This is a genomic window from Caldibacillus thermoamylovorans (assembly GCF_000751775.1).
Lineage (GTDB): Bacteria > Bacillota > Bacilli > Bacillales > Caldibacillaceae > Caldifermentibacillus > Caldifermentibacillus hisashii.
This window is the reverse complement of the sequence record NZ_CCRF01000028.1, coordinates 12,218-28,760: the sequence shown is the minus strand read 5'-3', so window position 1 is coordinate 28,760 and position 16,543 is coordinate 12,218. Positions and strand designations below refer to the sequence as shown.

Sequence of the window (16,543 nt, the reverse complement as noted above, 5' to 3'; positions counted from 1 at the left end):
CTGGCGCTCGGAGCTAGACAATAAAACTAATCCCAAGTTATTTACTTGTATTTTTATACTTTCTTATCTTTTTAAAAAATCGCATAAGCAACCGCTATACCTGCTCCGATGGCAAAAGCTGTCAACAATGCCTCTGCTCCCTTCGCTAATCCGGAAATCAAGTGTCCAACCATCAAATCTCGAATGGCATTCGTAATCAGCAGTCCGGGAACAAGCGGCATAACCGAACCGATAATAATTTTATCTGCTTGGTCGCCGATTCCTGTATAAACAAAAATATTCGCAGTAAATCCAATAATTAATGATGAAACAAACTCAGAAAAGAAACGAACTTTCACGATTTGATGAATGGTAAGAAAACAGAAATAGCCGATACTACCGGCAACGATCCCCGGTAAGACATCGATCCATTTTCCTAAAAACATAATAACAAAACAGCCACTGGCGATACCGGCAGCTAATAGTTGGATCGGGACGGAAAAAGATATATTTTCCTTTTTTATTTGTTTTAGTCGCTCGTATGCTGATTCCATTGTCCATTTTCCTTCACTAATTTCCCGGGAAAGGCTGTTGACGGTAGCAATTTTATTCAAATCAGTTGTTCGCCGTTCAATTCGTTTCATTTTCGTTCCGGCCGGATACAACTCTCCGTTGACGGCAAAGATAATTGCGGTGGGAGTCACGTAACTTTCAGCATTCTCTACACCGTAAGCATGTGCAATTCGGACCATTGTATCCTCTACCCGATATGTTTCCGCCCCGCTTGCCAACATGATTTCTCCTGCCAGTAAACATATTTCACTTACATCTATGAAATTTTGTCTATTTTTCTCCATTCTCGTTCCCCACTTTTTTCGAATCATATAAGCTTGAAACTTGGTTTTTACTTTGTCAAAATCGCTTCATATTCAGTTTAAAAAATGAACTTTGTTTGTTTGAATTGCGGTTTTTTTGTCTTGTCAAAATTGTCATATCCAGTTTAAACAATGAAAGTCTTTTTTTTCGATGTCAAAATCGCTCCTCATTCAGTTTATACAATGAATTTTGCTCATGCAACGGGTTTTTAAAATACTGCAGTTTAGATTTGTTTGAAATTATCCGGTGTCTTTGCAGGGATCGTTTTTCGTTTTGATATAGATGGGAACAGACTCCGAAAATTACCTGTTCTCCTTTGCAAGCATAATCTTCTAATTTTTTGCAGTTCCCAACAATCTCCAAAATTATTATTTTTATTTGTTTTTGGACCAGATTGACTTATCACCTAAAACCGACCCCTTTCAATTTGAAAACAATATTTTATCGCTACATTGTCATTGGTTGTATTTAGGAAAATGGGAAATACGCCCGGTCATTTCTTGGTTATTTTCATAAAAATATAGGGTATTGACTATAAAAAGAGGAGAGTGCTTGCCCGTGTACCCGTATTATTATTATCCGACTTATCCGGTTACTCCGATTGAAGGGGACGGATATAATAACATGATGGAAGTTGATGAAGAATACTTTTACAGACAACCCCCTGCGTTGGAACGTCGCGTTACCCAACTTGAACGGCAAAACGAACGACAATCCGAAGAACTGACGAGACAAAATAATGAAATTGGCAGACTGAATCAGGAAATTAGAAGAATCAATCAAGAAATAAGAAGATTAAATGGTGAAGTGACAAGATTAAATGATGTCAACCAACAACAAACACGCAGATTACAACGGTTAAATCAACGGTTACGTAACGTTGAAAATCGCCTCAACATCCCGTTTACAGCAAATGAAGACGGATTTTAACTTGTTGTTACTTTATACCTACAATATCAGGATTGGGACAGAACGTGAAGTGAACAAATGAAACGGATTTAACTTATTACAGTGTGCTTTGCCAGGCTCCTTTTGAAGTCTGGCGTTTTTATTGCTGAGACATTGTTGAAATTCAGGTTCGATTGTTGAAATTTGTTCTGGACTGTTGAATTTACGCTGAATTGTTGAAAAATCGGTTTGGATTCTTTTTCTATTGTCATTTCAAATGCCTTTCTTTACCTATGCACATGTTTTCCCTACAAGCCATTTTATTATTGAAAATACAGTATTTATTTCATATTATAATTAATGAAGGGAGGGGTAAACGTGGCTAAAGTTGAAATAAATCCTAAGATACTTAAATGGGCTGCTGATCGTGTTGGTGGCATACAAGTATTGGAAAGTCGTTTTCCAAGACTAAATGATTGGATAAACAATAAAAGCCAACCAACGTTCAAACAACTGGAAACTTTTGCCAAAGCAACAGCGACTCCTATCGGTTATTTTTTTCTATCCGAACCACCTCAAGAGAAATTAACAATTCCGCATTATCGGACCATATCTACCCGTAGTACTGATCAGCCTAGTGCTGATTTATTAGAAACTATACGCACCATGGAACGTAGACAAGAATGGATGCGTGACTATTTAATAGATTTAGGAAGCGAACCATTAAGTTTTATCGGTACAGCAAAATTATCTGATGATCCCAAACAAGTTGCTGCAAATATTAAAGAGAAATTAGGATTAAAAGATGGTTGGGCGGCCGAGAGAGGTACTTGGGAGGATGCATTACGAAACTTAATCGCTAGAATCGAGGATATTGGAATTCTAATAATGGTAAGTGGAATTGTCGGGAACAATACCCATCGAAAATTAAATGTAAATGAATTCAGAGGGTTTGTTCTTATTGATGAATATGCACCTTTGATATTTATCAATGGGGCTGATGGAAAGGCAGCACAGATGTTTACACTAGCCCATGAGTTAGCACATATTTGGTACGGTGTAAGTGCAATATTTGATTTAGAACAATTGCAACCATCCGTAGATAAAATAGAACAAGCATGTAATCAAACAGCCGCAGAATTTTTGGTACCAGAACAAGAATTTCTGAATCATTGGAAATTACATCACAAAGATACAAACAGATATCAAACTATTGCAAGGAAATTTAAGGTAAGCGAATTAGTAGTTGTTAGAAGAGCTGCTGATTTAAGATTAATTCCTCAACAAGAGTATTTTGAATATTATAGAAATAAAAAAGATGAATGGAATAACAAAAGTAGTGATGGCGGCAACTTCTACGCCACACAAACTTTACGAGTGGGACGCCGTTTTTCTCAAGCTGTGATAAGCAATGTCAAATCTGGAAAGCTCCTATATCGAGATGCATATCGTTTAACAGGGCTTACTAACAGCACTTTTGAAGAGTTCGTAAATAGGCAGGAGGGGGCATTTTACGAATGAAAAATAAGGTAAAGTTTTTGTTAGATGCGAATGTATTTATTGAAGCATACCGAAGATACTACTCCTTTGATATTGCCCCTTCTTTTTGGGAACTATTAGAGAAATTTGCTGAAAGTGGAAAAATTATTAGTATTGATAGAATTGGAAATGAACTAAAAAAAGGTAATAATGATGATCCTCTTAGAAACTGGGCAATAACCAATTTTGATCAGTGGTTTATGTCAACAGATGATCAAAATGTTTTCTCTGCATATAGGATAATTATAGAATGGGTACAAAAGCAAGTGCAATTTAGGGAATATGCTAAGGCTGAATTTGCAAGTGTTGCAGATAGCTGGTTAATCGCTTATGCTTTAGCATATAATCATACAATAGTTACACACGAAGAATATAACAAAGATGCAAAAAAAAGAGTACTTATCCCTAATGTCTGTAAAGCTTTTAATATTCCATACATAAACACGTTTGATATGCTACGTGCTTTAAAAGCTGTAGTATCTATTAACATCATATAATATTATTTACATAGATTTAAAAATCCCCCTGACCATTTGGCTAGGGGTCATTATGTTTTCCCCCTGAATTACTTTATATGACATATAAAAAAGGTTTGTTCACTTCCTGAGGTCAATCATTATTTGCGATTTTATAATTGTTCCTCTTGTTCATCAATTTCCATTTTCCCATAATTTAATATCACAGCTTTTTACTTTTTTTTACACATTCTATTTACAAATGCAGATAAATATTGATATGATAAGTTTCGTTGTCCGTGGTTCGAAACCATCCCACGTAAAAAAACTAAGGAAAGGAATTTGTTAAAATGAAATTAAGAACAATTACTATTAACGGAATTGTTGCGGCGTTATACATTGCGATTACTGCCGTGATTCAACCAATTGCCTTCTCGAACATCCAGTTTCGGATTCCGGAAATTTTTAATCACCTCGTTGTATTTAACAAAAAGTACTTCTTCGGGGTCGTGATTGGTGTCTTTTTATCCAATTTATTTTTCTCCACATTGTTGCCATATGATTTAATTTTTGGAGTAGCTCACACAGTTATTTCCCTTTCTATCACAATATTATTAAGTCGTTATATTAAAAATATTTGGGGGCGAATGCTCGCAAATTCATTTGTCTTTTCAATAATGATTTTTATTGTTGCATATGAGTTGAAATTAGCAATTGGTGTACCTTTCTGGGAAACATGGCTATTAACTGCGGTTGGCGAGTTTGCTGTGATGGTCATAGGTATGCCGATCATGAATGCGATTTACAAACGAGGAATTTTGTAAAAGGAAAAACCGGGCTGTTATGTAGTCCGGCTTTTTAAAACTTTGGTTAGTTTGTATTTTCATTATTTATTTAGTATAAAGTTTTGTATATGATAAAAGGACAGTTCTCTGGGATTTTTTGATTATTTTATTTCATAGGCTGATGATGCTGTTCTATGAGACTATTTTGCTTATTTTCCTCGTAGTTTTGTCCCATAGAGCTTTTCTATGGGACAGTTTTCCTTGATTTTTGTACCATTTTGTCCCATAGACGGCTGGTGATGCTGTTCTATGAGACTATTTTGCTTGTTTTCCCCGTTGTTTTGTCCCATAGAGCCTTTCTATGGGACAGTTGGGCTTGATTTTTGTACCACTTTGTCCCATAGACGGCTGGTGATGCTGTTCTATGAGACTATTTTGCTTGTTTTCCTCGTTGTTTTGTCCCATAGAGCTTTTCTATGGGACAGTTTTCCTTGATTTTTGTACCACTTTGTCTCATAGACGGCTGATGACGCTGTTCTATGAGACTATTTTGCTTGTTTTCCTCGTTGTTTTGTCCCATAGACGACCTAGTTACCTTTACTTCAACAAAACATTTTCGCTTATTTTCTTTGCAATCTCTTTACCGTTCTCAATACAGTCTGGAATGCCAACACCGTAATAAGAGCAGCCTGCGAGAAAGATGTCCGGGTATTTTTGCGCGAACTGCTCCTCCAATGAAGATACAGTATCAGGATGGGTAATTTGGTATGTCGGCATTTGGTCTGTCCACTTTGTTACTGTACTCACAACCGGTTCCGCATTTATATGTAAACTTTTTTCAATATCCGCCTTAGCAATTTTTAATAAATCTTTGTCATTCAAATCTTTAATTTCAGAAAACGTTGGATGACTACTTTTGTAAAATAAACGGATGAGTAAATTTCCACCCTTTGAAGTATGTTCCCATTTCCGACTTGTCCATGTACAAGCATTACAAAACAGATCATTATCTGGCGCTATATAGCCTGTCCCATTTTCAGGTAACACCCCGTCCGAAACCGAATATCCTACATACACACTAATCAAAGAGCTTGTCTTTATCTTTGAAAACTCTTCATGTAATTCTTTATCAGAAAATAGGCGGCTGGCATGATTATGGGGAATACTCAAAACAATGGAATCAGCCTCAACTACTTTGCCGTTAGTAAAATAGACCTTATATCCCTTACCATCCGTCTTATTAATTTGCTCCACTTCATGTTCCAACCAAATCTCTGTTTTTTCCAACCGGTTTGCCATCGCATCAATAATCGTTGATAATCCGTTGTTAAACGAGAGGAATTTTTTGTCATCTTTACCTAAAAACTGATTTTTATTTGTTGCAAAACCTTTCATAATGCTTCCATATTTTTCTTTATACTCCAATACATATGGCAATGTTGAAGCAATTGTTAAATTATGTAATGTTCCGGAATAAACACCTGATAAAACAGGGGCAATTTGCTTTTCGACCAGTTCCTTGCCAAGATAATATTCTAAAAACTCTCCAATTGAATCATGCTCTGTAAATTTTCTATCATTAATGTAAAAATCCTTTAATGCCTCCACTTTTCCATGATCCGATAATAATGGACTTTCCGCCAGTGATTGAATACTTGTCGGAATACCGAAGACCGAATCTCGCGGTATTTGTTTTAATTCACCTTCTCTAAAAAGAAAAGATGTACCGACCGCATTATAGACAGCCTCCTCTTCAAGCTCCAGTTCTTCAATGAGGCCGGAATCTTTCATCTTTCTCGCAACGATTGAATCTGCCCCTGTTTCCATAATAAAACCGTTTTCTTTTACTGTCCGGATTTTTCCTCCCAGTTGGGCTGCTGAATCGACTAACAATAACTTTAAATCCCGCTTTTGTTTTGCAGCTTCTTTTTCTAACGTATACACGACAGAGAGACCGGTGATGCCCCCACCAACAATTAAAATCGTTTCCATTTTTTCACTCCTCACGATGAATTTCGTCTACCAATCTTTCCACAGTCCGCCGATATAAATTGCTCATATAAGATAGAGAAGAAATCAACAATACCTTTTCTAAGTAATCGGAGTCTTCATCCTCGAAGTGCTGAATCTCCTCCGTTGTACCGGAGACCAATTCCCGGAAGTCCCGTCTGAATTGATTCACATTTTGTTCTACAAGTGCTAGAAAGCTTGTATATAGTAGATCTAATCGAAAATTCTCTTTAACAATCTTTTCATTCAATTTTTCCAGTACATGTTTTATATCATTAATAGAAATAGTGCCTTTTAATTGATAAATGATGCTAATAAGAAGCAAATGATCCCGGGAATACTTTTTATTGTTTATCGGGAAAAACAATTTTCCTTTTGCGTAATTATTAATCATCGTCTTTGTTAATATTTTATCATCTTCATTTCTTTTTGTACCGCTATATTTACTTTCAAATAACTGAATGACTTGGTCCATATATAAATCAATATTTGGAATATCATCAAGTGTAATATTTTTATCAAGTTGCAATTGTTCAAGAAATTGCTCTACATTTTCCAATAATAGCCCTCCATATATATTTCATTCTACATAAATTTTATCTTTTTTTATAGAAAAAGTAAATGTTAACTACATGATCAGTCCAGCCCATTCTCCTATATAGTCCAAAAAACTACATATCGAGGTTAAGGGATTTTAAAGCAAATTATAGTAGCAAAGACGGGGAAAATGCTGCCGCACCCGAACCCGATTGATTCAACTAACAAATCCGTGGGAGAGTGGCCTTTTGTAAAATTGTTAACCATTACTGCACTGTTGACGGGTAACTAACAACCCCGTCAGGAGAGGCGCCTTTCGCGGAATCGATAACCACTTTCGACGGGCAACCAACAAATCCGTGGGAGAGTGGCCCCCACGGATTGAAGATTTCCTTTATTTTTGCGGTTGTTGCATTTCTTTTTGCCTTAGTTCTACGCGGCGGATTTTCCCCGAGGCAGTTTTAGGAAGTTCCTCGACAAACTCGATTTTCCTCGGATATTTATACGGGGCGGTTAAATTTTTTACATGCTCTTGAAGTTCGGCAATAAGGTCTTCCCCTTTCTCCATATGCGGATCAACCAAAACGACAAAAGCTTTAACGACATTGCCTCGATCAGGATCAGGACTGGCCACAACAGCACATTCACGAACGAGCGGATGTTTCGTCAATGCGTCTTCTACTTCAAATGGTCCAATTGTATAACCCGAACTGATAATGATATCATCACTGCGACCTTCATACCAAAAATAGCCATCTTCGTCTTTTTTCGCTTGGTCTCCTGTTAAATACCAATCCCCGCGATAAGCCTTCTGTGTCCGTTCAAAATCTTTATAGTATTCCTTAAATAAGGTCGGAGTGCTTTTATGGACGGCAATATCACCTACTTCCCCGATGGCGCACGGTTTTCCTTCGTGATTAATAATTTCCACTTGATAACCCGGTATCGCCTTACCCATGAATCCTTTTTTCAGTTTGGTTCCCGGTAGCGTTCCGATTAATAAAGTGTTTTCAGTCTGGCCGTAACCATCCCGAACCGTAATACCAAACTCCTTTTGAAATGTTTCAATAACTTGGACATTCAGCGGCTCTCCAGCAGAAACTGCACTTCTTAATGCCGGCAACGAATAGTCTGAGAGATTATTTAATTTTGCCATAAACCGGTATTCTGTCGGTGTGCAGCATAGTACATTTACCTGATATTTCTGCAAAAGTTGTAAGTAATTTGCTGCATCAAAACGTCCATTATAGACAAATGCGGTTGCCCCCATGCCGATCGTTGAAACAAACGGGCTCCAAATCCATTTTTGCCAACCGGGGGCTGCGGTTGCCCAAACAAGATCCCCTTCTTTAATATCAAGCCATAGGGACGGAGCAATTTGTAAATGAGCAAAAAACCAGCCATGATTATGGACGACTGCTTTCGGATTTCCTGTCGTTCCGGATGTATATGGTAACAGGGCCATTTCATCTCTTTTTGTTTTTTCACCGACGAAGTATGCGCTTTCATTTTCTGCAAACCTCGTTAAAGATGTCCATCCCTCTGTCTCATGTTCACCGATAATTAATTTATATTTCAAAGTCGGAATTGGTTCGGTAATTGAATCGACTTCATTTGTCAAATGATTATAAACAATTACGGCACTTGCTTCTGAATGGTTTATTCGGTAAGTTAAGTCTTTGGCCCGAAGCATCTCAGAACAAGGGATCATCACGAGGCCGGCTTTTAGACATGCCAAATAGATATAATAAGATTCAGGTACTTTTTGTGTGATTATAAGAACACGGTCGCCTTTTTTCAATCCGAGATTAACTAAAGCATTCGCATATCGGTTCATTTCTTCGACTAAGGAGACATATGTAATATTTTTTTCTGATCCGTCCGTCCCCACCCATTTAATCGCTACTTTATGCGGATCTTTGGAAAACTTCTCTACTTCCTCGGTAAAATTATAATATTCCGGGGCAATTAAATTGATCATATGTTTCAACTCCTATGATTATAAATATTATTTTAATTATACTATAGTTTTGAATTTATGAATATTATTTTTTTCATGAATGATCGATAAAATTGCATCAAGTAAATATTGACTGCGTCATGTTGTGTGTGTATAATTATAAGTAGTTTTAATAACTACTTATCATTACAGGGAGATGTTGTTTTTGGAAAAATATATTCGTGAACCAATCAATAGTTTAACGCATTTGGTCGGGATTTTTTTATCAATTGCCGCACTTGTTCTTATGATTGTTAAGGTAGTGACAACTTCCGGGTCGGCTACAAGTTTGACAGCTGTCATCGTTTTTGGCATTAGCTTAATTTTATTATATACAGCTTCAACAACGTATCATTGGGTCATTTCTAACAATAAAGTGATTTCCTTTTTGCGAAAAATTGACCATTCCATGATTTTTGTATTAATTGCCGGAACTTATACACCACTTTGTTTAATTAGCTTAAAGGGAACGCTTGGTTGGACAATGTTTGGGATTATAACCGGACTCGGAGTCGCCGGGGTTGTGTTTAAAATGGTATGGTTTAACTGTCCCAGGTGGTTATCAACAGCGATTTATATCGGGATGGGTTGGATTGCCATTTTTGCAATTTCTCCACTAGCAAAATCAATTCATATTGGTGGCGTTCTTTTCTTAATCTTAGGCGGGGTCATTTACACAATCGGCGGAATTATATACGGAGCCAAGCCAAAATTTTTAACCTTTAAACATATGGGCTTTCATGAAATCTTTCATCTGTTCATTTTGCTTGGAAGTCTTATGCATTTCTTATGCGTATACGAATTTGTGTTATAATAGTTTATCGGAATTTAGGAGCAGGTCCCTCATTTCATTAGGGTTTTGCTTCCTTTTTGAAGGAGTGTATAAAATTGGCAGAACATCATTTTCATTTGCAGGCACATTGGCCGGGGTTAAGGAATGACGTTGGTGATATTGCTGTCGGGAATTTGGTGACCAAAATCTCCATCCCGCCGGAGATGGATGGACCGGGTGTCGGAACAAATCCGGATGAAATGCTTTTGGGTGCTGCGGCAACTTGCTATATCATTACCCTTGCTGCCATGATGCAAAGAAGTCATTTGGATAAAAAAGATTTATTGATGGAATCAGAAGGAATTGTGGATGTGACGAATGGTGTATTTACATATAAAAAAATCATTCATCGGCCAACAATTATCTTAAAAGAAGATGCAACTTTCGAGGATGAAAAATTAGCTCAACGATTAGCGGAAAAAGCAGAAAAATCATGCATGATCAGTAGAGCTATTCAAGGAAATGTCGAACTCGAATTGCAAGTGACGATTAAAAAAGGATAAATGAAGTGTGTACATCCATGGCTGTTCGAACAACCATGGATGTTTTTTAGACTGTAACCATCTGACTTTTTAAGAAGACACTGATGTAGTACATGTATCAATTCAATTTTATTTCTTCAAAAGCATGAGAACTTCTGACTACAGATGTCATTATCGATTTCAAGCTTTCATTTTTTAAGTAAATGCTTAACCGAATATACCGGGTGATACAGAAGCATCCACGGGCCGGAATAGCGCATGACGGCCTTTATCTTTTGGCGATAAACCGGTTTGTAACAATGGACTTTGCAATTGGAACAAGCTGATTTTTCCTCTCCAAACCGGCAATAAGATAATCGTTTATGTGCATAATGTAACAAATCTTGACAGTCATCACATAATTCATTTTGGTGATGTTTTTTTCTACAGTAGATTTCGATCATTTTCTGCACTGTTTCTTTTTCCTCTTGAATTTTTGGACCATCATTCAGTTTCCTCATATGAGTCCCCTCCTTATGAAACGTCCTACGCATTCGATCTACCCATAGTTCGTACAATAGAAAAATTAAAAACAACCTCTGTAATTTTAGGTTACCACAAAGGAACTCCCCGCCAGAATCTCTTTTTTGAAAAGTTGCTAACAATTACCTTAAGAGCCAAAACAACTTCAGCATTGGAAACTTTGGTTTACGCCGACCTATTTGGCAGAACCATCTTTATGTAAAACTTGGTTTCTATTAATCCTATCGTGCAAGTTTTTTTGGAAGGCAAAATAAAGAACAATTATTTTCGTTTTTAAAATAATTTTGGAGGTCTCAGGCACCTGTTAAAAATGATCTGAATTTGTCTGATTTTAGGGTAGATTTAGGTCTTTTGGATAATTGACTTTTTTCTCCTCCTGTATTTCATAGCAAAATATGTCTAATATTAAGACATTTATGTAACATTTGCCCTATTCTGAATTATCTATTGATATTTTTAAAAAAAATGATACTATTAAACTACTTTCCTGATTTAACAGAAGTAAAAAGACAGGAATAAAAGGGGTGTTGTCAAATAAGGGATAAAGTCGTTGAAAAACTTTCATTCACTAAGGAAAAAGGGGGAAGGAGTATTGAACAGGAAAGGTTTTAAAAAATTACTTAGCAGTTTACTAATCTTTATACTTATTTTCACACTGTTTCAACCGGCATTTTCCCATGCTCAAACAAACACGAACATCCAATCTAGTAAACAAGTAAACAGTGATGAAAGAATCTCACAATTAAAAAATATCATCAATCAACAAAAAGAGCTTTTAAAGAAAGATCCATATTTAGATTCATCCTTAAAAATGGCAAAAAGTGATGGTGAAGTTAAAGTTATTGTTCAGCTTTCCGAAGAACCAGTCGCACTTGCAAAAGGAAAGCAAACAGTAAAGGGTAAATCTTTCTCTCAAAAACAGGCAAGTACTGTTAAAAACAAAGTACTAAATCAACAAGCAAGATTTGAGAAACAATTGAAAGCAGAAAAGATTAATTATAAAAAAGGCTTTACATACCATCAAGCTTTTAATGGGATGTCACTTACCGTAAATAAAAGCGAAATACAGAAGCTGTTAAAGTTAAATGGGGTTGTAAGCATACACCCGGATGAAGAAGTTCATGCATTGGAAGTAAAAAAAGATGATACGGTAAAAGCAGCAATGATGGACAGTAATCCACACCTTAAGATCCCGGAAATTTGGAAGATGGGATATGAAGGTCAAGGCGTAAAAGTTGCTGTTCTTGATACAGGAATTGATTACAACCATCCGGAATTGAAAGATGTTTATAAAGGTGGCCATAATTTTATCATTCATGGCAGTAATTATGCTCGTGATCGTGCAGAAGATGATCCTTATGAAACAACACCGGAAGATAGACCAGATAACATGCCGGAGTTCGATGAAGACGGAGATGCTTTTTATACTTCCCACGGAACACATGTAGCAGGCATCATTGCTGCACAAGGAAATAATAAATATAACATTAAAGGAGTTGCACCAAAAGTTGATTTGTATGCTTATCGTGTACTTGGTGCATATGGCAGCGGTTCAACATCAGGAATAATTGCCGGTATTGACAAAGCAGTTGAAGAAAATATGGATATAATCAATCTATCTTTAGGTGGCGGTAGTAATAGCCAAACCGCTCCAGATGCAATTGCTATTAACAATGCGACTTTAGCAGGTGTCACTGCAGTCGTTGCAACCGGAAACAGCGGTCCTGGTCGTAGTACGATTGGCAACCCAGCATCTGCTGCACTGGCAATTTCTGTAGGAAACTCGACATTGCCAGAAGAAACATACCAAGCAACACTCACTGTTGAGGCGGGAGATTTTCGCGATGAATACAAGGCAAGTTTAATGGGCTGGACATTTGGAAAAGATCCATCCGAAACATTAACAGGTGAATACGACGTCGTAGCTGTTCCCGGCTTTGGGACGGAATCAGACTACGAAGGTCTTGATGTAAAAGGAAAAATTGCCCTCGTATCACGTGGAGAAATTCCTTTTGTCGATAAAATTGCGGCAGCTAAAAATCATGGTGCAGCGGGTCTCCTGGTTCATAATAATGTTGGTGAAGCACCATCAGGTATTTTACTTGGTAATTCATTTGCCTTTATTCCTACCTTTGACATTTCAACAAAAGATGGGAACGCATTTAGAAAAGCAATTGAGGCAACAGCCAATAAAACAGGAAAAGTAACCATTAGCGGATATGAAAAAGGCACAACTGAAGGGGATAAAATCAATGATTCCAGTTCACGCGGGCCATCTACACCAACGTTTGACATTAAACCAGATGTCTCGGCACCTGGAACAAATATTATGTCATCTGTTCCGGCCTATGGAAAAGATTACCCTGATGCTGATTACTCTGAAGCCTATGATCGTTTTACCGGGACAAGCATGGCTACACCACAGGTTGCAGGTATAGCAGCATTACTTTTATCAAAAAATCCTGATTGGACACCATTTGATGTAAAAGTAGCAATATCGAATACAGCAAAACAATTAGATACTAAATTATATGATGTATTTGCTCAAGGTCCGGGACGTGCTCAACCGCTTGAAGCCATGAATGCAGAAGCTCTTGCCTATGCACTCGATACAACATCCTTTGAAGAAAAAACAATTGAATATGAAAAAGGAACGGTGACATTTGGTAAAGTTGCACCAGATCCTGAAAGTGAGAAAAAAATCACAAAACAAATTGCAGTTAAAGACTTAGTAGGTAAACCTAGTAATTTTGATGTCAGTGTAGAAGTGACCAAAGCAGCTACAGGCGAAATGGCAGATGCTCGTGTAACCGTAGATAAATCATCGTTTACTTTAAATGGAACGGAAACACTAAATGTAACATTGACTGTTCCTGCCGGGGAGGAATCTCCAGATAATGAAATGCATGGATACATTCATTTGACAAATGGTACGACTAAGTTAATCTTACCATTCGCTGCCGCTTTCTCAACAGCAGGTCCAGCCGGGTTATCATATTACCAACTTCTGGATAATGCAATCTCACCAAATGGGGATGGTAAATATGAAGAAACCGCTCTCCAATTCGGTTTGTTAGGTGACGAAGAATTGATGTCCCTTGAATTATGGGATGCTCAAAATCCGAGTGGCGGACCGTTTGGCGATGGCTATTTAGGCTATTTTGCATTCCAGCCATTACCAGCCGGGGATTGGAAACTCAAAATTGATGGAACATACTTTGATTGGGAAACGGGAGAAAAAACCGAAATACCGGAAGGCGTATACACGGTTGATTATAATTCATGGGATCTTGCAAACGAAACGATTACTTTCCTTGCAGATGACGGTCCATTATTTGTGAAAACATCAACACCGGAAATCGAATTTAATAAGACGGAAGAAATCAAAGGATCGGAATACGAGCTTACAGGTTCCATTAACGATAAATTTATTGATTTCAAGTCCGCTGTAGAGGAAGCTTTTGGTATCCCATATGATGTCAATGAGAAATTAACCGTCACTTATCGTGTTACGGATAAAGATGGAAATGATGTGGGAAGTGGTCCTGTTACGCTAAAACAAGATGGGTCATTTGCGATTTCCTTAACTAAACTTCCAGCAGGCGAAAATACAGTAACACTACATGTAGAAGATATTGTTGCAAACGCTAGTGACAAGGAAGTAAAACTAAACGTTGAGGGCGAGCAAAAAGATGTTCACATTACATTAACACCGTCAACGACTGAACCAACAGAAGGGCCGGTTACAGTAAAAGTCGACACAGATAGTACATCTCCGCTAGTTTCTATGAAATGGTTACAAGGAGAAAAGACAGTAGAAGACTTTGCCAATGCCGGAAATGACATTGACCTTGAAAAGAGTGAATTCAATGTAACAGAAAACGGCACCTACACTGTCTATGTGAAAAATAGTGAGAATGTAGAAGCTGTTCAAACCATTACAGTGGAAAACATTAAAAAACCAGCTGAGAATTTTGCAATTACATTAACACCGTCAACAACTGAACCAACAGAAGGGCCGGTTACTATTTCTGTTAACACAGACAGTAAAGCAGATCTTGTGGCACTTAAATGGTTACAAGGGGAAAAGACAGCGGAAGATTTTGCTAATGCCGGATATGCTATCGACCTAGACAAGAAAACCTTTGATGTAACCGAAAATGGTATCTACACGGTTTATGCAAAAAATAGTGAAAACGCGGAAGTTGTTCAAACGATAAAAATTGAAAATATCACAAAACCAGCTGATGAATTCACCGTTACATTAACACCTTCAACAGTTGAACCGACGGAAGGGCCGGTTACGGTAAAAATTGAAACGAACAGTGAAGCAGATCTTGTTTCCATGAAGTGGTTGGAAGGCAAGAAGGCAACGGAAGACTTTGCCAATGCCGGAAACGAAATTAATCTTGAAGAAAGCAGCTTTTCTGTAACTACAAACGGTGTCTATACCGTTTATGTAAAAAATAGTAAAGGTGTGGAAGTAGTTCAAACCATTGAAATTAACAATATTGTCATTCCTGCGGTAAGTATTGCGTTAACACCTTCTACAACGGAAGAAACAGAGGGACCGGTATCTATTAAAGTTGATGCAGACAGTACTTCGGCGCTTGTCGAATTAAAATGGTTAGAAGGCAAACAAAATGTGGACGCTTTTCATAATGCCGGAAATCCAATCGACCTTGAAGCGAAACAATTCGATGTAACTGAAAATGGAACGTACACTGTTTATGCACAAAACAGTGGTGGTGCAGAAGCAGTACAAACTATTACGATTGATAATATTAAAGTTGTGGAAAAAGAAGAGATCGTTATTACAACACCATCTATTGCAAATGGTGTAGCAACAATTTCGGATGATGATATTGATAGAGTGAAAAATGGCGGAACCTTCATTATTGAACTTGGTAAAGCAGATAAAGTACGCGTCTTCCTAACAGCAGATCAAATTAAAACACTAAAAGAAAAACAAGTATCTTTGATTATCCGGAATTACGCTGTCGAAATCCAAATCCCATCGAATAATTTAGCGGATGGTGAGGATATTTCTATTGACGTACGAAAAGTAGACGATGTAGCCAGTGCAGATCAAGCGGTTAGTGGCGTTTACGACTTTACCATTTATGCCGGTGATAAGGTAGTGAGTGATTTTGGTGAGCCAATTATCCTCGTGTTTACTGTCGATAATGACAAAGTTAAAAGCACAGACAAGCTAAACGTATATTACTACAACGAAGAAATGAAAAAATGGGAGCTTATACCAAATGCGGTGCATAAAGACGGCAAAGTTTCCGTTGGGATAAATCATTTTAGTACATTCGCAGTATTCGCAAAAGATCCGAATAAGAAAGATCCTGTTCCATTACCAACTCCTGGCGGGCAAGATCCTGTTCCAGAACCAAATCCTAGTGGAAAAGAAGATCCTAAGGGACCTAGTCCAAAAGATGCTGGCGATAAAAACCAAAGTATTTATGATGGTTCCAACCAAAACAGTGGAAAGAATGGCGGAGAATTGCCAAATACAGCGACACCATACAATAATTATTTTATCATTGGTTTTGTACTCGTTATGATTGGTGTAGCTGCTGTCTATTTCCAATACAGAAGAAAAAGAAAAACAATGATGTAATTCAACAAAT

At 37.4% G+C, this 16,543-nt stretch carries 12 protein-coding genes and 1 riboswitch; of the genes, 7 read left to right on the top strand and 5 right to left on the bottom strand.

Translation table 11 applies throughout. The annotated features are described in order from the left end of the window. Positions 1-71 precede the first annotated feature (71 nt). Positions 72-836 carry a threonine/serine exporter family protein gene (locus tag BT1A1_RS03790; RefSeq protein WP_034768310.1) on the bottom strand — a complete coding sequence of 255 codons (765 nt, stop codon included), beginning with the start codon at positions 834-836 and terminating at the stop codon, positions 72-74. A gap of 577 nt (positions 837-1,413) precedes the next feature. Between BT1A1_RS03790 and BT1A1_RS03785 the strand changes: the two genes are divergently transcribed. From BT1A1_RS03785 to BT1A1_RS03770, 4 genes are all read left to right on the top strand, one after another. Continuing rightward, entirely contained in the window at positions 1,414-1,785 is a 372-nt protein-coding gene (locus BT1A1_RS03785) for a hypothetical protein (protein WP_375293585.1), read from the top strand. Between the two features lie 336 nt (positions 1,786-2,121). Next, positions 2,122-3,264, top strand: a complete 1,143-nt coding sequence (locus BT1A1_RS03780; RefSeq protein ID WP_034768298.1) for an ImmA/IrrE family metallo-endopeptidase — start codon at positions 2,122-2,124, stop codon at positions 3,262-3,264. Then, the gene (locus BT1A1_RS03775; protein WP_034768296.1) at positions 3,261-3,779 is read left to right on the top strand and encodes a DUF4411 family protein; all 519 of its coding nucleotides are present in this window, start codon (positions 3,261-3,263) and stop codon (positions 3,777-3,779) included. The genes BT1A1_RS03780 and BT1A1_RS03775 overlap by 4 nt, the downstream gene beginning before the upstream one ends. 251 nt (positions 3,780-4,030) lie before the next feature. Next, positions 4,031-4,075: riboswitch (PreQ1 riboswitch) on the top strand. A 12-nt stretch (positions 4,076-4,087) separates the two neighbouring features. Continuing rightward, positions 4,088-4,561 (top strand): QueT transporter family protein, encoded by a 474-nt coding sequence (locus BT1A1_RS03770; RefSeq protein WP_034768293.1) that lies wholly within the window; start codon positions 4,088-4,090, stop codon positions 4,559-4,561. 558 nt (positions 4,562-5,119) lie between these two features. On the opposite strand, the gene hemG is transcribed toward BT1A1_RS03770, so the two are convergent. From hemG to mbcS, 3 genes are all read right to left on the bottom strand, one after another. Then, a complete protein-coding gene (hemG, locus tag BT1A1_RS03765; protein ID WP_034768290.1) occupies positions 5,120-6,514 on the bottom strand; it encodes a protoporphyrinogen oxidase in 1,395 nt (464 codons plus the stop codon). 4 nt (positions 6,515-6,518) lie between these two features. Beyond that, positions 6,519-7,091 (bottom strand): DUF1836 domain-containing protein, encoded by a 573-nt coding sequence (locus BT1A1_RS03760; protein WP_034768288.1) that lies wholly within the window; start codon positions 7,089-7,091, stop codon positions 6,519-6,521. Between the two features lie 372 nt (positions 7,092-7,463). After that, positions 7,464-9,050, bottom strand: a complete 1,587-nt coding sequence (gene mbcS / locus BT1A1_RS03755; protein WP_034768286.1) for an acyl-CoA synthetase MbcS — start codon at positions 9,048-9,050, stop codon at positions 7,464-7,466. Positions 9,051-9,234: 184 nt separating this feature from the next. Between mbcS and trhA the strand changes: the two genes are divergently transcribed. Both trhA and BT1A1_RS03745 read left to right on the top strand, forming a co-directional pair. Continuing rightward, entirely contained in the window at positions 9,235-9,882 is a 648-nt protein-coding gene (gene trhA, locus BT1A1_RS03750; protein WP_156103170.1) for a PAQR family membrane homeostasis protein TrhA, read from the top strand. Positions 9,883-9,956: 74 nt separating this feature from the next. Next, entirely contained in the window at positions 9,957-10,403 is a 447-nt protein-coding gene (locus tag BT1A1_RS03745; RefSeq protein ID WP_034768282.1) for an OsmC family protein, read from the top strand. Between the two features lie 167 nt (positions 10,404-10,570). On the opposite strand, the gene BT1A1_RS03740 is transcribed toward BT1A1_RS03745, so the two are convergent. Beyond that, on the bottom strand, positions 10,571-10,882 hold the full coding sequence (locus BT1A1_RS03740) for a nitrous oxide-stimulated promoter family protein (RefSeq protein ID WP_034768279.1): 312 nt from the start codon (positions 10,880-10,882) through the stop codon (positions 10,571-10,573). 614 nt (positions 10,883-11,496) lie between these two features. Here BT1A1_RS03740 and BT1A1_RS19445 point away from each other — a divergent pair. Continuing rightward, entirely contained in the window at positions 11,497-16,533 is a 5,037-nt protein-coding gene (locus BT1A1_RS19445; protein WP_051988991.1) for a S8 family serine peptidase, read from the top strand. Positions 16,534-16,543 lie beyond the last annotated feature (10 nt).